This window comes from Leptospira sp. WS58.C1 (assembly GCF_040833995.1).
Lineage (GTDB): Bacteria > Spirochaetota > Leptospiria > Leptospirales > Leptospiraceae > Leptospira_B > Leptospira_B cinconiae.
This window is the reverse complement of sequence record NZ_CP162137.1, coordinates 3037603-3055115: the sequence shown is the minus strand read 5'-3', so window position 1 is coordinate 3055115 and position 17513 is coordinate 3037603. Positions and strand designations below refer to the sequence as shown.

The window sequence follows — 17513 nt, the reverse complement described above, 5'->3', positions numbered from 1 at the left end:
ACTATTTGGACTTATTTTTACGGATTTTATTTCTGTATTCGGAAGGTGTGAATCCGGTCTCCTTTCGGAAAACCTCGTTAAAAGCGGATTTGGAGCCGAATCCTGATGAGTAAGCAATGGACAATAAAACTTGAGCAGGATCGGATTCTATTTTACTTTTGGCCTCTTTTACCCTATATTCATTCAATAATTGGAAAAAATTTTTTCCAATCTCGTTGTTCAGATATTCGGAAAGTTGATGAGTGCTGATCTCCAGTTTTCCCGCCAGAAATCCCAGGGTCAGATCTTCCTTTAAGAATACCTTTTCCTTTTGAAATAAGTCTTCTAAGTTTTGTTTAATATTATCTAAATCCAATCCGCCGAGCTGGGTAGCTCTGTATTTTTTCTCTTCTTCTACCACTCTTTGGACTTCTAAGAAAAATTCCGGATATCCTTGGCGTAGAATGTACAAAGAACATAAAAAGATCCCAACTAAAGAACCGACTCCTTCTAAACCTCTGATTGATCCTATCGATACCGATATCGCTCCGTATAATAAAATGATCAAAATGCAAACACTTACCATCAGGATCGTAAGCATTCTTGGATCTTTGTAGATGACTGAGAATCTAAAACCCGCAAATAAACGAAAGAATGTAGAAAGTAAGAATACGAACATAAGTCCAAGCGTACTTAAAACAGGGATTTTTAAGAATAAAGGAAGTCCGGTGGTTTGTAGATCTTTAAGTAATTCGATCTTTTCTATACCTCCTGTAAAATAGAAGTTAGACATCCATAGAAATATTGCAAGAGCTGGGATCATTTTCAGATAAAAAATCTTTTTAGATTCGGGAGTGTTTCCCATGGCAAGGAGAAGATACCGTTCTATAAAAGGACCCATAAGCGCGGATATAGGGAGATGGGTTAGATACAAACCGGGGAAATGTATGATCATTTTGCAGGTAATCAAAAATGCATGTATAAGAAAAAGCCCCACTAATAGGAAAATGAAGGCGAGTAAGTTTTGTTTTTCTCCTTTGGGAGAAGAAAATATTTCTCCCAAAGAAAATAAGAACGCAAGTCCGATCGAAAAAACTAAAAATAGGGAGGTGTAAGATTGGGTTCCGAACTCATTCATGTTGTAATTTCCGCGATCCCTACTTTCTCCGCAGCCTTTGATAGAGACAAGTCACCAGAATATAATTTTGCACTTCCTAAGATACAACTTGCAAGCAAATGTGCGTCTATCCAGCCGATTCCCAGTCCCGCCAGAGAATTTCTTTCCGAAAAGATCAGGACTTCTTTATGATTTGCGATCGGAACTTCCTTTAATTGGGCGTACTCGATTAGAAAAAAGTTCTTATTCTTAAAATTTCCCAAACTGAGTTCTCCCTCTACCATAGGATGACGTCTGACCAAGCCAAGGCGGAGAAGTTCCGTAAGTTTCGGATCCGATTTACGAAGATGATTGATCCAAATGGAAGTGTCGACTAGCACCGCTGTCATTTAGATATTTTTTTACGAATTGGACCTTCTGCTTTTGGATCGCTTCCACCTAAGAGAGCCATTCTTTCTGCGGATTTTTCCCGAATCAATGCGCGGAGTCCCTCTTGCACGAGACGAGTCTTTTCTAGGATCCCGGTATAGTCTTGGGCGCTAGCAATCAGTTCGTCTGGGATGTATAAGGTGGTTTTGACAGCTTTTATATATGGTAGTATATGGTGTTATTAGATGTATATCAAGAATGTAAGGCCGGAAAAGTGATTTGGGGTTAGAAAATTGGTTCCGCTTCGCGGGTGGCCGGGAAAATTTTGGATGTACGTACCCTTCTTCCCATATAGATTGCTTTCTTATGTCGCATAAGATTGGGAAAATCACATCAAAGTCGATTGGCACTTCGGGAAGAAGGTTCAAAAATCCTTCTTCCTTGCATAAATAATGCCAGCAACCAGGGAAGAGCCGCTAAAACCTTGACCGGGGACCCTGGGTAAAAATACTGTGTATTTCTAGCTCCTATCTCTGGGAGCGGGTAGATAGACATGCCCTCTTAGCTCAGCGGTAGAGCACTTCCATGGTAAGGAAGGGGTCACCAGTTCAAGCCTGGTAGAGGGCTAAGTTCGAATAGGTCTGTAGTTTAATGGTAGAACAAGGATCTCCAAAGTCCTTGGTGGGAGTTCGATTCTCTCCAGACCTGGAGTTTTTTCCTCGAGTTCTAAGAGGATTGGGAAGGATTTATTAGTGAAGTTTGGCGCATTTATACAAGAGTGTAGAGAAGAACTTAAAAAAGTTCAATGGCCGAATAGACAAGAGGTGATGCAGTCCACCATCGTCGTTCTAGTCACGGTGTTATTTTTCTCTGCTTTCCTATTCTTTTCGGATACTGCGTTTGTGAAGCTTCTTACCGGATTCTGGAATCTGTAAGAACCTAGGATTAAGTGTGATTAAGATGGCTGATTTGAAATGGTATGCGTTACAGACTTATTCCGGTCACGAGAATAAGGTCCAGAAGAATCTGGAAAAGCTGATCCAACAGCGTAAGCTGGAAGAGAAGATTTCTCAAGTGCGCATTCCTACCATGGAAGTCGCCGAGATGAAGAACGGCAAAAAGAAGGTTACTAAGAAAAAACTTATGCCGGGCTATGTTCTTGTTGAGATGGATATGGACGAGGACCTTCGTTTTATGATCCAAAGTCTTCCTTCCGTTTCCACTTTTGTGGGATCGAAAGACGGAGGACCTGAGCCTCTTTCCGTAGACGAGGTGAAAAATCTTTTCGCGGAAACGGGAGAGTTCCAATCAGAGGAGCCGGTGACTCCTCGATTGTTGTTTAAAGTGGGAGATAGCCTGAAGATTATCGACGGGCCTTTCGCTAATTTTACCGGAGTCGTAGATGAGATCTTCCCGGACAAAGGAAGACTCAGAGTGAAGGTGGAGATTTTCGGTCGCTCTACCCCTGTGGAATTAGATTATCTACAGGTCAAAACCGAACCCTGACCGGTGGGAGAACCGGGAGAAACAAATAAGGTGTTTCGCCAATGGCAGCAAAAAAAGTAGTAAAGCAGATTAAGCTCCAGGTTGAAGCCGGTAAGGCCAACCCTGCTCCTCCAGTCGGACCGGCTCTCGGTCAGGCAGGATTGAACATCATGGAGTTCTGCAAGCAGTTCAACGAGAGATCTAAAAACCAAATGGGTTATAAGCTCCCCGTTGTAATTACGGTATTCTCCGACAGGAGTTTTACATTCATTACCAAGTCCCCTCCGGCAGCTCTTCTTGTGAAAAAAGCGATCGGATTAGAGACCGGTTCCGCAACTCCTCATACCGTTAAGGTAGGGAAGATCACTCGTAAGCAATTGGAAGAAATTGCTAAAACCAAAATGGAAGACTTAAACGCGAACGATCTGGACGCAGCTGTTCAAATTATCGCCGGAACTTGTCGTTCCATGGGCGTTACGGTAGAGGGTTAATTCATGAAACGCGGAAAAAAATATCGCGCGGCTAAAGAGAAAGTCGACGCAACAAAAGTTTATCCGATCGAGAAAGCTGTAGAATTAGCGAAAGCCTCTTCTTACACTAAGTTCGACGGAACGATAGAAATTGCTACGAAAGTAAATTATAAATCTCTTCAAAACGTGAGAGGAACTATTTCTCTTCCTCACGGAACCGGTAAACTGGTTCGAGTTCTCGTTTTCTGTAAAGGAGACAAACAAAACGACGCGAAAAACGCAGGTGCGGAATTCGTGGGCGATATGGACTTGATCGAAAAAGTGGCCGGTGGTTGGACCGACTTCGACGCTTGCGTTGCTACTCCTGATATGATGAAGGAAGTAGGTAAACTAGGACCGATCTTAGGACGTAAAGGTTTAATGCCTAAACCTAAGGCAGGAACGGTTACAAACGACGTTGCGAAAGCGGTTGGCGAGCTAAAGTCAGGACGTATCGAATATCGTCCGGACAAAGGTGGAGTCGTTCACTTAGGAGTTGGCAAGGTCAGCTTTGATCAAAGTAAACTTGTAGAAAACATTCGCACAGTAGTTCAAACTCTTCTCCGGGATAAACCTTCGGATGCAAAGGGTGATTATCTGAAAACTTTCTCCGTATCCCCAACCATGGGTGCCGGTGTGAAAGTAGACGTTAAGGAACTGGTCAACACATCCATTTAAGGATGTAGTAGACGGGAGTAGGAACAATGCCCAGCCAGGAAAAAATTGAAGCAGTAGCCGAATTAAAAGGCAGATTAGAAAAACGTAGCGACTTTATCCTAGCCAGCTACAGCGGACTCACAGTAGAAGAGATCACAAATCTTCGCGCGAAACTTCGTAAAGAAGGTTCCGAGATGAAAGTGATCAAGAATAATCTCTTTCTGCTCGCACTGAAAGAATCCGAGAAGCATAAGGATAAGAACATCGCCTTTGGATCCGAATACCAAGGACCTCTAGCGGCGATATTTGCGGATGCAAATCTTCCGAGCGCAGCCAAAATTCTAAAAGAGTACGCAAAGACGAATAAAAATCTTATTCTGAAAGCGGGATATCTAGACGGATCCGTTCTGAATGCAGAAGATGTGGAAGCAATCGCAGGTCTTCCGTCAAGAGAACAACTCTTGGCTCAGATCGCAGGCGGTATCAACGGTCCGGCAAGAAGTATCGCTTCTGGTCTGAACCAAATTATCGCAGGACTTGCAAGAGCTATCCAAGCAGTCGCAGAGAAGAACAATCAGTAAGAACAAATTTTAGTAAGTAGTTTAAAGGACCAAACGGAATCAAAGGAGCACAAAATGTCTACCACTGAAGCGTTATTAGAGCAACTCGGCAAACTTACCCTTGTGGAAGCAGCCGATCTAGTTAAAAAAATGGAGGAGAAGTTCGGAATTTCCGCAGCGGCTCCAGTAGCAGTAGCTGCAGCGGCACCAGCAGGTGGCGGAGCAGCAGCAGGAGCAGATGAGCCTGCTTCTTTCAACGTTGTATTGAAAGGTTTCGGCGATAAAAAAATCGAAGTTATCAAGGTTGTTCGCGAGATTACCGGTCTGGGCTTGAAAGAAGCAAAAGACTTGGTAGAAGCTGGCGGAAAGTCTGTTAAAGACGGCGTTGCAAAAGCGGAAGCTGACGACATTAAAAAGAAATTAGAAGCTGTCGGAGCTCAAATCGAACTTAAGGCTGTCTAATCAGGAAGCCGAGGCTTTGTCTCCTCGATATCTGATTACAATCCTTTCACTCAGGCAAGGAGGCCAGCGGACGTCCTTGCCTTATTGTATTTTTTCGCGCAGTTATAATTTTCCATCACCCCAGGGAGCACACGAATGTACGGTCAAGTAGAGAGAAAACGGGTAAACTTCGGTAAGATCACCAATTTGGATTACCTTCCTAACTTGATTCAGATTCAGAAGAAGTCCTTCGATTGGTTTCTTCAATCGGAAGTTAAGGACCCCACAAAAAGAAAAAACCAGGGATTAGAAGCGGTTTTTAGAGAAACCTTCCCTATCGAAAGTCCGAACAACGACATGGTGATGGAATACAGTCACTATGTATTAGGAGAGGCTAAAAAATCTCCTCAAGAATGTAAGGACACAGATGCCACTTTCGCTCTTCCCTTAAAAGCGGTTATTCGACTCATAATCAAAGAAACCGGAGAGATCCGCGAGCAGGTCGTTTACATGGGCGATCTTCCGGTAATGACCGAACAGGGGACTTTTATCATTAATGGAGCTGAACGTGTTGTAGTTTCTCAGCTTCACCGTTCTCCAGGTATCTTCTTCTCTTATGATGAAGAAAGAGATACATATTCGGCCAGAGTGATCCCGTATCGCGGATCCTGGTTGGAATTCGAAATGGACAATAAGGGAATCTTAGTCGCAAAGATCGACCGTAAGAAAAAATTCCCTGCAACTCTTCTTGTTAAGTCTTTAGGACACGGGACCAACGAAGAGATATTACGTTTATTTTATAAATCCTCCAAAGCGAAAATAGGAGGAGCTTCCACGAAGGAACTCAAACGTCTGATCGGACGCAGGGTAATCGCGGATGTAATCAACATGGAAACCGGAGAGGTAATGCTCGATGCCGGTTCCAAGATCAATGAGGACAATATCTCCATCTTGAAAGAGATGAAGGTAAAAGAAGTGGATCTGGTGGAATATCCTAAAGACAAGGATAATCCGGTTCTAGTCAATTGTTTGGAAAAGGACGGAGTCAACGATTACGAAGACGCAGTTCTGAAATTCCATAGCATTATGAGACAAGGTGAACCTTCCACGATCGAGAACGCGGAAGCGGAATTAAACCGTCTATTCTTCTCTCCTAAAACTTTCGATCTGGGCGATGTAGGTCGTTACAAGATCAATAGCAAATTCGAATTCAATAACCCGAAAGAATTTTCAAGTGCGGTAGAAAGAGTTCTTAGACCCGCGGATATTATCGAGACTGTACGTTACCTTCTCAACTTGATCTCCGAAACCGAGAACTATTATCCGGACGATATCGACCACTTAGGAAACCGCCGTATCCGTTCCGTTGGTGAGCTGATCGCAAACCAATTGAAAGTCGGTTTTACTCGTGTGGAAAGAGTGATCAAAGAAAGAATGACTGTTCAGGAAGTTGGAACTCAAACACCTCAACTTCTGATCTCCATTAAACCGATCACTGCGGTTATCAATGAGTTCTTCGGATCCAGCCAATTGTCCCAGTTTATGGACCAGACAAACCCTCTGGCAGAGCTCACTCACAAACGTCGTTTGAACGCTTTAGGACCTGGAGGTCTTTCCAGAGATAGAGCCGGATTCGAGGTGCGTGACGTTCACTATAGCCACTATGGCCGTATGTGTCCGATCGAAACTCCTGAAGGTCCAAACATCGGACTCATTCTCTCCATGTCTTCTTATGCGAGAGTGAACGATTACGGATTCTTGGAAACTCCTTACAGAGTGGTAAAAAACAGCAAAGTATCCAATAACATAGAATACTTAACCGCGGATAAGGAAGAATATCATTCTATCGCGGTTTCTTCTTCACCTGTGGATGAGAAGGGAGAGTTTAAGAATAAACTGATCTCTACTCGTCACAGATCGGATTACCCTTTCCGCAACCCGAACGAGATCCAGTACATGGACTTAGCTCCAATGCAGGTGGTATCCGTTTCTACTGCGCTCATCCCGTTCTTAGAGCATGATGACGCGAACCGTGCGCTTATGGGTTCTAACATGCAACGTCAGGCGGTACCTCTTCTTAGACAAGAGGCTCCTTTCGTGGGAACCGGAATGGAAACCCGTGCGGCTTACGATTCTCGTATTTGTATCATCTCCAGACACGACGGTGTGGTAACATACGTTGACGCGGAGAAGGTGGTAATCGAGCGCAAGGGCGGAAAAGAATCCGACACTTACGATCTTACCAAATTTAAGAAGACCAACCAAGGAACTTGTTTCAACCAAACACCGGTCGTTGGAGTGGTTCACTCGGAGATCGACGGTAAAGTTACGAAAGTCAGCAAAGAAAAAATCGAAGTGACTGCGGATAACGGCAACGTTCGCGAATACAATCTTATTTCCGGAAACAAACAATACCAACCGATTGTTTCCAACGGCGAAGAAGTCCGCAGAGGAACTACTATCGCAGGACAGATCGTGTCCGGTGAAAGAATGGATGAGAACGGAAACATTCTACAAAAGGGAACCGTTCTTGCTGACGGTCCTGCTGTGGACAATGGAACTCTCGCACTAGGGCGTAACGTTCTTGTGGCGTTCATGCCTTGGGAAGGTTACAACTTCGAGGATGCGATCCTTATCTCCGAAAAAGTCGTAAAAGACGATATTTTCTCTTCTATCCACATCGAAGAGTTCGAGATCCAAGCAAGAGAGACCAAGCTTGGACAAGAGCAGATCACAAGAGATATTCCGAATCTTTCGGACAAAGCATTCCGCGATCTGGATGAAACCGGTGTGATCCGTATCGGTGCAGAAGTAAAACCGGGAGATATCCTGGTCGGGATGGTGACTCCGAAGGGAGAGACTGATCTTACTCCTGAATACAAACTTCTTCACTCTATTTTCGGAGAGAAGGCAAAAGAAGTAAGAGATTCTTCTCTTCGTATGCCGAACGGTTTCGAAGGAACTGTGATCGATATCAAACGTTTCTCACGCGAGAAGGGAGATGAACTTCCTGCCGGTGTAGAAGAAATGGTGAAAGTTTTCGTAGCTCGTAAACGTAAACTTCTGGTCGGAGATAAAATGGCAGGACGCCACGGTAACAAGGGTGTCGTTGCACGTATCATGGCGGAAGAAGACATGCCTTATATGGAAGACGGTACTCCGATGGATATCGTTCTGAACCCGTTAGGTGTTCCTTCTCGTATGAACTTGGGACAGATTTTCGAAACTCAGCTCGGACTTGCTGCAAGCAAACTGGGAATCAATTTCGAAACTCCTGTGTTCGACGGAGCAACGGAAGCGGACGTAGAGAAGTATTGCAAAGAAGCAAATCTTCCTCTCAGCTCTAAATTCAAATTATACGACGGACGTACCGGTTTACCTTTTATGAATGAGGTATTCTGCGGTTACATCTACATGTTGAAACTCGCTCACTTGGTGGACGACAAGATCCACGCTCGTTCTACCGGACCTTACTCCTTGGTTACTCAACAACCACTCGGAGGAAAGGCTCAATTCGGTGGTCAGCGTTTGGGAGAGATGGAGGTCTGGGCTCTCGAAGCTTACGGCGCTTCTCATACTCTTCAGGAACTTCTCACTATCAAATCCGACGATATGCTCGGAAGAGCGAGAATCTACGAAGCGATCGTTAAAGGGATCCACTCCATTAAACCTGGAATTCCGGAATCCTTCAACGTGTTGGTGCAGGAACTCAGGGGTCTTGCATTGGATATCGTCATCACAGACTCGGAAGGTAACAGTGTTGATATCTCCGACTACGAAGACGAATATTCCAAGAGCAAGAAGAAGATTAAGTTCGAAACGATCGAGAACGCCTAAGGGAAGAAAGGTAGCATGAGATCCAATAACGATTTTGAATCAATAACAATCAGATTAGCGTCTCCGGAAAGGATCAAAGAATGGTCTTACGGAGAAGTCAAAAAACCTGAGACAATCAACTACCGTACTTTAAAGCCCGAGAGAGACGGTCTTTTCTGTGAGAAAATTTTCGGAACCACAAAGGACTGGGAATGTTACTGCGGAAAATTCAAGTCCATCCGTTACAAGGGCGTGGTTTGCGACAAATGTGGTGTTGAGGTAACTCACTCCAAAGTTCGTCGCGAGCGTATGGGTCATATCGAGCTTGCTGCTCCTGTTTCTCATATCTGGTACTATCGTTCCGTTCCTTCCAGAATGGGACTTCTCTTGGACATGACCATCAATCAGCTCAAGAGCGTTCTTTATTTCGAAAAATATGTGATCATCGATCCGGCTGATACCGGAAGAAATCGCGGCGAATTAATCGATGAGGAAGAATATCACGCATACCTAGACGAATACGGCGACAAGTTCGTTGCAGGTATCGGCGCGGACGCGATCAAAGAACTTCTTTCTCGTATCGACGTTGACGCGGAAGCTCGTATCATCCGCCAAAAGATCCAAGAAAAAGAAAAGATCTCCGATAAAAGAATTCTAAAACGTTTGGAAGTATTAGAAGCTTTCCGCGATTCAGGAAACCGTCCTGAGTGGATGGTTCTGGATGTGGTTCCGGTCATTCCTCCTGAACTTCGTCCAATGGTTCAGTTAGAAGGTGGACGTTTTGCTACCTCCGACTTGAACGATTTATATCGTCGTGTTATCAACAGAAACAACCGTCTAAAACGCCTTCTCGCGTTAAAAGCTCCTGAGATCATCGTTCGTAACGAAAAACGTATGCTCCAAGAAGCGGTTGACGCGTTATTCGATAATAGCCGCCGCAAACGTACCGTAAAAGGTAAGGGGAACAGACCTCTTAAATCCATTTCCGATATGTTAAAAGGAAAGCAGGGACGTTTCCGCCAAAACCTACTGGGTAAGCGTGTGGATTATTCCGGTCGTTCCGTTATCGTAGTCGGTCCTGAGTTGAAATACCACGAGATGGGTCTTCCTAAGAAGATGGCTCTCGAGCTATTTAAACCTTTCATCATGAAACGTTTGGTGGATCTGGACCTGGCTCCTAACATCAAATCCGCTAAGAAAAAAGTAGAAGCGGAAGAAAAAGAAGTTTTCGACGTTCTGGAAACCGTAGTGAAAGAGCACCCGGTTATGTTGAACCGTGCTCCTACTCTTCACCGTTTAGGGATCCAAGCATTCCTTCCTGTGTTGGTTGAAGGAAAAGCGATCAAACTTCACCCTCTTGTATGTCACGCGTTCAACGCTGACTTCGACGGGGACCAGATGGCGATCCACGTTCCGCTGACTCCAAAGGCGCAGTTGGAAGTATGGATGCTCATGCTTTCTCCTCACAATATCCTGAACCCTGCAAACGGACACCCGATCTGCGGACCTACTCAGGATATCGTACTCGGAATTTATTATCTAACTTCCGAACTTCCAACCGAAGCGGGAGTTCCTCTTAAATCGTTCGCGAACCTGGATGAGGTTACTTACGCGATCGACCGAGGAGTGATAGAATATAGAACTAAAATTTCCGTTCTTCACCAAGGAAAGATCCTGGAGACAACTGCAGGTCGTTTGATCTTCAATACCGTCCTTCCGGAAGGATATCCTTATGTGAACCGTGCTCTCTCCGATAAAGAGACGAACAGGATCATTGCGGAAGTTTACGAGAAATACGGACCGGCTCAAACCGTTCTGATGCTGGACGATATTAAAAAATTAGGATATCGTTATGCTACTATCTTCAGTCCGACTATTTCTATCGAAGACATCCGAGTATCTCCGGGTAAAGTTACTTTAGTTGGCGACGCTAACAAAGAAGTAGAAAGAGCCGACGGAGAATATCGTAAAGGTATTATCACTAACGAAGAACGTAAGAAAAAAGTGATCGAGATCTGGACTAAAACCAACGATCTCATCACGGACTCCATGTTCAAAGAACTAGAGAAGGATAAAGGCGGCTACAATCCTGTCTTCATCATGGCGGCTTCCGGCGCTCGTGGATCTAAACAACAGATCCGTCAGTTGGCAGGTATGCGTGGTCTGATGGCGAAACCTTCCGGAGAGATCATCGAATTGGCGATCCGTTCCAACTTCCGCGAGGGATTGAGCGTTCTTGAATTTTTCATCTCCACTCACGGCGCTCGTAAAGGTCTTGCGGATACGGCGTTAAAAACCGCTGACGCAGGTTACCTGACTCGTCGTTTAGTGGATATTTCACAAGACGTGATCGTAGCGGAAGAAGATTGCGGAACCGAAGAGTGTATTACTCTCGGAACCGTCAAAGAAGGAGAGAACGTTATCGTTTCTCTGAGCGACCGTGTATTCGGACGTTACACTTCCGAGGATATCGTCGACCCAGTTACCGAAAGTGTGGTTTATCCGAAAGGATCTTTGATCACAAGAGAAGTTGGGCAAAAATTGGAGAACCTTGGTTACGAAAAAATCAAAGTTCGTTCTCCACTTACCTGCGAAGCTCGTTGGGGAATTTGTATTAAATGTTACGGAATGGATATGGCTCGTCTGACTCCTGCGGAGATCGGAGAAGCGGTCGGAACCATCGCGGCTCAGTCCATCGGACAACCTGGAACTCAGCTTACAATGAGAACATTCCACATCGGTGGTGCCGCTTCCGCAAAAGTACAAGAGAAAGAACACAAAGTGGGTTACCGCGCGGTAGTTAACGCGATTAACGGTAGAACATTACAAACTCCTGATAGAGGTTTGATCTTCTCTCGTCGTGGTTCCATCGTAGTACAAAGATTGATCCAACAGTTCAATTCCTCCGACCTAACCAACTTAAGGGTTGAGAACGGACAAAAAGTGGATAAAGGAGAGTTGGTTGCAACTCTTGCGTCCGGAGAGAATGTCACTTCCGATGCTCCGGGAACGGTAAAAATTGCGGACGGTCTCTTCCGAATTCTGGGAGAGGAAGCGGTTGTTCCTGTAAAAACTTCCACCACTCTGAACGTAAAAGTCGGACAGATCACAGAAGCGAATCAGGCATTAGGAGAATTCGACCCGTTCAACGAGATCGGCGTTACCGAGATTGAAGGAATCGCCTCTTGGGTGGATCTGGAAGTCGGTAAGAACGTTCGTAGGGACGAGGACGTTAAAACATCTAACGTTATTTACAAAGTAATCGAGCAACGTAGGGAAAAATTGATCCCAAGGATCGTGGTAACTTCCGGCGGAAGCAAGGAAGAATATCTGGTTCCTGTGGATGCGATCATCTCCATTCAAAACGGAGACAAGGTGAAAGCAGGAGATATTCTCTTCAAGATCCCAACTGTTGCCGAAAAAACCCGGGATATTACCGGTGGTCTTCCTAGGGTAGACGAACTTTTCGAAGCTCGTCGTCCTAAAGACGCCACAACTCTTGCTGAAATAGACGGAAAGATCGAAGACAACGGAGAGATCGTAAAAGAAAAACGAGTTCTCTATATCGTTCCGGATAACGAAGAGTTGGATAAAGTAAAAGTAACCATTCCGATCGGAAAACAATTACGTGTTCGTCACGGGGACTTCGTAAAACGAGGAGACCAGTTAGACGATGGAAACTTGGATCCACACGATATCTTGAGAGTAAAAGGTGTAACCGCACTCCAAGTGTATCTGGTCCAAGAGGTCCAAGAGGTTTACAGATTACAAGGGGTGCATATCAACGATAAGCACATCGAAGTGGTCGTTCGCCAGATGATGCGTAAGGTTTTAATCACCGATTCCGGAGACACATCTTTCGTAAACCAACAACAAGTGGATCGTTTCGCTTTCTTGGAAGAAAACAAGAGAGTGATCGCTGAAGGGGGATCTCCTGCTCAGTGTGTTCCGATTCTTTTAGGTTTAACGAAAGCATCTTTGAATACTGAGTCGTTCTTCTCGGCTGCTTCCTTCCAGGAAACAACTAAGGTGTTAACTGACGCAGCAATCAAAGGAAAGACCGATAACTTGATGGGACTTAAAGAGAACGTTATTATCGGTCACATGATCCCAGCCGGAACCGGAATGAGAAAATATCGCGATGTCGCGGTGTTCAAAGAAACTTACGGGGATCTAGATCGTCCTCTGGAAGTGGAAGAGGAAGAAATTCCGATGGCCATTCCGGAAGACAACGAGAATTAAAGGAAAGCTTTACAATAGAGCAGGGTCGGTAGAACTGGTAAAATAGGTCACCGGCCTGCTAAAAAGAAGAAACTCATGCCTACAATTAGCCAACTTATACGTCACGGCAGGAAAAAACAGATTAACAAGTCTAAATCTCCTGCATTAAAAAGTAGCCCCCAACGCCGGGGAGTTTGCACGAAGGTGACTACCTTCACTCCGAAAAAACCGAACTCGGCTTTAAGAAAAGTCGCAAGGGTTCGTTTAACAACCGGTATTGAAGTGACCGCTTATATTCCCGGTGAGGGACATAACCTGCAAGAGCACAACGTTGTTCTGATCCGCGGGGGAAGGGTAAAAGACCTTCCAGGGGTTCGTTATCATATTATCCGTGGTACCTTGGATACTCTTGGTATCGATAAACGTCGTAAGGGTCGTTCTAAATATGGAACGAAAAAACCTAAGGCGTAAGGGAGTTATTAGGAATGTCTAGAAGAAGAGGAAAAGTAGAACCACGCAAGATCCAGCCGGATTCGGTTTATGGAGATGCAAACATCGCGAAGTTTATCAACTGCCTGATGTTGGACGGAAAAAAATCCGTAGCAGAATCTTTATTTTATGATGCTCTGGATCTGGTCCAAAAAAAGACCGGAAACGATCCTTACGTTACTTTTAAAGAAGCATTAGAAAACGTTAAACCGCAAGTGGAAGTAAAATCCCGTCGTGTGGGTGGTGTGACTTACCAAGTTCCTATCGAAGTTCGTCCTGAAAGACGTTTAGCTCTTGGGATCAGATGGTTGATCCGTTATTCCAGAGAAAGAAACGAAAAAGGTATGGCCAACAAGCTTGCTGCAGAATTTATCGAGGCTCAAAAAGGCACCGGAGCAGCAATCAAGAAGAAGGAAGATATCCGAAAAATGGCAGATGCGAACAAAGCATTCAGCCACTATCGCTGGTAAAAATCTTTTATTCACAAACGTCCGCGGTTGCATGAGACCGCGAACAGGTTTTATGAAGGGACTCCGAAAGAGTCCCTTTTTTATTTTTGTCTTTTTCGACCGATTTTTAGCGGAGTAGATTTTTATTTTTTTTGGGCGGGATAGCCATTAACCGTAACACATTTCCAACTGAACAGCAGGACACTGTAATCAGTATGATACATTTCTACATCGCTAAGCCCTTGTGTTCCTTTAGGGGATAGTAGTAACGCTTCTTTAAATGCATCTTGTAATGTTCCCTTGCCAAAGACGAAGATTGGAAAAAAAGGTCCATAATATGTACAACTTTTCCCTTCCACCCGCTCTTCCTTTAGGTTTTTGTAATCCTTGAAACCTTCGGCTGCAATAAAAGTCCCGGAAGATTCCCACGGGATTGAAATACATCCATAATAACTTAAGAGTATAAATATTAAGATTAGGATTCTTTGCTTCATTCTTTTTCGCCTATTACGGAAACACAACTTACAAGTTGGCCCTCTGTAGATTCGTGAAAGATTCCCGCTCGAAAATTTTTCAGCCCTTTCAGTTTCGCGTCCTGTAGAACTTGACCGATCTCTGAATACATATTATCCGGACCGATTATAGTCGCACAACGCCCCTTGAATTTTAAAGCTCCATTTGCTGGATCTATTTTTGTGGGGCTCATTTCTACGTAGGAGAGCTTTCCGTATCGGACAGTTGAACAACCTAAGATCAAAAGGCTGAGAAGTACATTTAATCCAATTAGAAGGTATTTGTTTTTCATTATTTTACTCAGATTTTTTTGGAAGAAACATTAATGAGCTATTCCCCATAAGTTAATGATAATTCTAATTTTCTGCCACACAGCGAACTTTTATTCCAGAGGAAGTAGACTTTGCCGTAAAGGGAACTTCATCGATTGAAGAGGTTGTAAGGGCATTTGAGGGAATATTAGGAAACGTTGTGGAGGTCCAAAGGATTTGTTTTTCGACCGTTCCAGGAAATAAGGAATCAGGCAGACCATAAGTATGTATGCTGGACATAAGGAAATAGATCTCTTTGACAGAGGGTACACGCCAATTCGTTTTTCCGGCAAAGTCCAATGTTTCACAAGAATCCAATGCTTGCTGCCAAGTCATATTGTTTGGGGTTCCGGTACAAACTAAATCATCTGATTCGCCCTGGGCGCATTTTTTAATGATAAGTCCAGAATATTGCTCCGATATTGTTCCATCTCCCAGATCCGCAAATTCGGCAAATGGTATCTGAGGTCCTGATACACACCGGATCCCGGCAGTACTTATACTCACATCCCAGTCTATTGTTCCTCGATCTTGCGCATAAACATATTCACCTTGTAAATGACGAACTGGAGTATCCGTCCAAAATGATCCTCCGCCAATCGGTAGGTTTGGAAAGTAGGTGGAAGGCAAAGTTTGGCCTGAAGTAATATTGTAATCAAAAATGAGAATCGCTTCTCGAACGGAAGGTAGTCTCCAAGATCGTCCTGCGATTGTTAATTGAGAGCAGAAGGAATTCGCATATTCCCATGTTACGGATGCATAATTTGTTCCTAAACAATTGGTCCCGTCCCATACCTGTGAGGCCTCACATCTCGTCCAAACAAGTCCGGAGCTAGTTTCCGTAACCGTTTCTCCGCCATCTGTAATGGTTAGATTGTAAGGGGCCGGTGTATCTATATATTCTCCATCCTCTCCGGTCCCAGCACAAGAGCGTACGGTCCCGGAGGTATCGTAACAGATCGATTGGTTCGTATCTGGTAACTGAAAAGAGGAAGAAGTGGGGACCGCGGAGGCGGAATCCATTAAACTAAGCAAAAGTCCTGATTCCGCTTTGTTCGGGTCCTTACTACAATGAAAAAATCCTGCTAATGTTGTGAAGATTAAAGACATATAGAGAGATTTTCTATAAAAGTTTCTCAATCTATATGTTTGGTTTTCAGTTTCGCACATACGTATTTCCAAAATGTATATTTTACCATTCTCGAATATAGGAAAAAAGAGAACTCGCAAGCATCTATTTAGGTTTCGTATCGAAGCTTCTGTCCGTATGGATCGCTATGGACAGTTTTTTTATACATATCGAAAATTTCGATTATCCTACGTCTTTTTAATAAACGAACGTATGTTTATGCGAGTTTGTAGTTGCTTCCCTAAACGTAAGATAATCGTTTTTTTTCGATCAAACTTCATATTGTTAAGGGTTAGCTACACATCGTGCGCGTATTGTAGTCCCTTTATCCGCAGTCGTTATATTCGAGACACTGATATAATATGCGTTTGAAGTTTGTCCTGCTTGTCCGACGGATGTACCTGTCCAAAAATTGCTCGAAAGGAATCCATTCGGGAATATACCGATTGGTAGATTTTGAGAGAAACCGGCCGCCCAAGTGGCATCAATAAGATGGTATCCTTCTCGAACAGAAGGTAAACGCCAGTTTGTTCTACTTGCAAAATTCAATCCTTCACATGCATCGATTGCTTGTTGCCATGTTAAGGCAGTCGGGGTACCGGTACAAGATGCATCGTCGGTTTGTCCGATCGCACATTTTTTGATGATCAGTCCCGATCCGGATTCTACCACTGTGCCATCTCCCTGGTCTGTAAAGTCAGGAGAAGGAGGGATCGGATCCGAAACGCAGCGTACACCTAAAGTTGTCGTTTCTGCAAGAATGCTTGTGCTGCCGTTCGTCGAGTACGCATAATAATTGTCGGCATTTACGCCGGGTGTGCTAGTCCAGAACTGAATCGTCGGGGCTGTCGGAAAGAAAACAGTAGAGAGTAACGGGAGACTTGTAAGATTATAATCCGGAAGTAAGTTGGCTTCTCTTGTGGATGGAAGTCTCCAACGACGATTAGCTGTTGTAAGCTGAGTACAGTATGCCATCGCAGAAGGCCATTGTAGTGTCAGATTGGAACCACCCACGCAGGTACTTCCGTCCCAAACTCGTCCTGCGATACATCTTGTCCAAATAAGGCCTGAGCTGGTTTCCGTAATCGTTTCTCCAGCATCCGTTATCGTAAGATTATAAGGAGCCGGTGTGTTTAAATACGATCCATCTTCACCGCTTCCAGTACAAGATCTGGTTCCTCCGGCAGCATCATAACAAGTCGTTTGATTGGAGTCCGGAAGTTGGAAGGAGGTGTTTACCGTAAAAGTTGGACTCACTAACGCCAATAAGATCGCGGGAGATGGTTCATTAACGCTGGGAACGCAGTAGGATAAGAGATGGATGAAAAGTAAGAATAGAATTGGTTTTTTTGCTGAATATTTCAAATTACATTGTTTCATATTTATAGAATGCTTCCTCTTTATACTTTGAGACAATATTTTATCATAGAATTCAGATTTAGTGTGTTATCCTCTGTCCGTATGGACC

Annotated in this window: 17 protein-coding genes and 2 tRNA genes; 12 read left to right on the top strand and 7 right to left on the bottom strand. The window is 44.2% G+C overall.

All coding sequences use genetic code 11. The features are described from left to right. Position 1: 1 nt before the first annotated feature. From AB3N61_RS14025 to AB3N61_RS14015, 3 genes are read right to left on the bottom strand one after another with little or no spacing between them, the layout of a single operon-like run. The gene (locus tag AB3N61_RS14025; RefSeq protein ID WP_020770462.1) at positions 2–1117 is read right to left on the bottom strand and encodes a helix-turn-helix domain-containing protein; all 1116 of its coding nucleotides are present in this window, start codon (positions 1115–1117) and stop codon (positions 2–4) included. Then, positions 1114–1485, bottom strand: a complete 372-nt coding sequence (locus AB3N61_RS14020) for a type II toxin-antitoxin system VapC family toxin (protein ID WP_367897874.1) — start codon at positions 1483–1485, stop codon at positions 1114–1116. Before AB3N61_RS14020 ends, AB3N61_RS14025 begins: the two co-directional genes overlap by 4 nt. Continuing rightward, positions 1482–1616, bottom strand: coding sequence for a hypothetical protein (locus AB3N61_RS14015; RefSeq protein WP_367899103.1), 135 nt, complete (start codon positions 1614–1616; stop codon positions 1482–1484). The genes AB3N61_RS14020 and AB3N61_RS14015 overlap by 4 nt, the downstream gene beginning before the upstream one ends. Positions 1617–2020: 404 nt before the next feature. On the opposite strand from AB3N61_RS14015, the gene AB3N61_RS14010 reads away from it, so the two are divergent. The 12 genes from AB3N61_RS14010 (at position 2021) to rpsG (ending at position 14113) form a co-directional block, all read left to right on the top strand. Beyond that, a tRNA-Thr gene (locus AB3N61_RS14010) sits at positions 2021–2092 on the top strand. A 10-nt stretch (positions 2093–2102) separates the two neighbouring features. Continuing rightward, positions 2103–2173, top strand: a tRNA-Trp gene (locus AB3N61_RS14005). A gap of 44 nt (positions 2174–2217) precedes the next feature. After that, complete coding sequence (gene secE / locus AB3N61_RS14000) at positions 2218–2400, top strand: preprotein translocase subunit SecE (protein ID WP_008595351.1); 183 nt, start codon at positions 2218–2220, stop codon at positions 2398–2400. A gap of 25 nt (positions 2401–2425) precedes the next feature. Beyond that, positions 2426–2971 carry a transcription termination/antitermination protein NusG gene (nusG, locus tag AB3N61_RS13995; protein ID WP_020770487.1) on the top strand — a complete coding sequence of 182 codons (546 nt, stop codon included), beginning with the start codon at positions 2426–2428 and terminating at the stop codon, positions 2969–2971. A 41-nt stretch (positions 2972–3012) separates the two neighbouring features. Next, complete coding sequence (gene rplK / locus AB3N61_RS13990) at positions 3013–3441, top strand: 50S ribosomal protein L11 (RefSeq protein WP_020770515.1); 429 nt, start codon at positions 3013–3015, stop codon at positions 3439–3441. 3 nt (positions 3442–3444) lie between these two features. Beyond that, positions 3445–4137: a 50S ribosomal protein L1 gene (gene rplA / locus AB3N61_RS13985; RefSeq protein ID WP_020770318.1), complete on the top strand. Its 693-nt coding sequence runs from the start codon at positions 3445–3447 to the stop codon at positions 4135–4137. 26 nt (positions 4138–4163) lie between these two features. After that, a complete protein-coding gene (gene rplJ, locus AB3N61_RS13980) occupies positions 4164–4697 on the top strand; it encodes a 50S ribosomal protein L10 (RefSeq protein ID WP_020770520.1) in 534 nt (177 codons plus the stop codon). A gap of 54 nt (positions 4698–4751) precedes the next feature. Beyond that, complete coding sequence (rplL, locus tag AB3N61_RS13975) at positions 4752–5138, top strand: 50S ribosomal protein L7/L12 (RefSeq protein WP_008595726.1); 387 nt, start codon at positions 4752–4754, stop codon at positions 5136–5138. 135 nt (positions 5139–5273) lie between these two features. Next, positions 5274–8954 (top strand): DNA-directed RNA polymerase subunit beta, encoded by a 3681-nt coding sequence (gene rpoB, locus AB3N61_RS13970; RefSeq protein ID WP_020770355.1) that lies wholly within the window; start codon positions 5274–5276, stop codon positions 8952–8954. A 15-nt stretch (positions 8955–8969) separates the two neighbouring features. Further along, a complete protein-coding gene (gene rpoC / locus AB3N61_RS13965) occupies positions 8970–13175 on the top strand; it encodes a DNA-directed RNA polymerase subunit beta' (RefSeq protein WP_020770297.1) in 4206 nt (1401 codons plus the stop codon). A 75-nt stretch (positions 13176–13250) separates the two neighbouring features. Next, positions 13251–13625, top strand: a complete 375-nt coding sequence (gene rpsL / locus AB3N61_RS13960; protein ID WP_036090070.1) for a 30S ribosomal protein S12 — start codon at positions 13251–13253, stop codon at positions 13623–13625. A 14-nt stretch (positions 13626–13639) separates the two neighbouring features. Beyond that, the gene (gene rpsG, locus AB3N61_RS13955) at positions 13640–14113 is read left to right on the top strand and encodes a 30S ribosomal protein S7 (protein ID WP_020770512.1); all 474 of its coding nucleotides are present in this window, start codon (positions 13640–13642) and stop codon (positions 14111–14113) included. Between the two features lie 122 nt (positions 14114–14235). Here rpsG and AB3N61_RS13950 read toward each other — a convergent pair whose 3' ends face one another. The 4 genes from AB3N61_RS13950 to AB3N61_RS13935 all read right to left on the bottom strand — a co-directional run bounded on the left by AB3N61_RS13950 (position 14236) and on the right by AB3N61_RS13935 (position 17425). Beyond that, positions 14236–14586 carry a hypothetical protein gene (locus AB3N61_RS13950; RefSeq protein WP_367897873.1) on the bottom strand — a complete coding sequence of 117 codons (351 nt, stop codon included), beginning with the start codon at positions 14584–14586 and terminating at the stop codon, positions 14236–14238. Then, positions 14583–14897: a hypothetical protein gene (locus AB3N61_RS13945; RefSeq protein WP_020770298.1), complete on the bottom strand. Its 315-nt coding sequence runs from the start codon at positions 14895–14897 to the stop codon at positions 14583–14585. The genes AB3N61_RS13950 and AB3N61_RS13945 overlap by 4 nt, the downstream gene beginning before the upstream one ends. Positions 14898–14961: 64 nt before the next feature. After that, positions 14962–16086 carry a DUF1566 domain-containing protein gene (locus tag AB3N61_RS13940; RefSeq protein WP_367897872.1) on the bottom strand — a complete coding sequence of 375 codons (1125 nt, stop codon included), beginning with the start codon at positions 16084–16086 and terminating at the stop codon, positions 14962–14964. A 244-nt stretch (positions 16087–16330) separates the two neighbouring features. Then, positions 16331–17425 (bottom strand): DUF1566 domain-containing protein, encoded by a 1095-nt coding sequence (locus AB3N61_RS13935; RefSeq protein WP_367897871.1) that lies wholly within the window; start codon positions 17423–17425, stop codon positions 16331–16333. Positions 17426–17513: the final 88 nt, after the last annotated feature.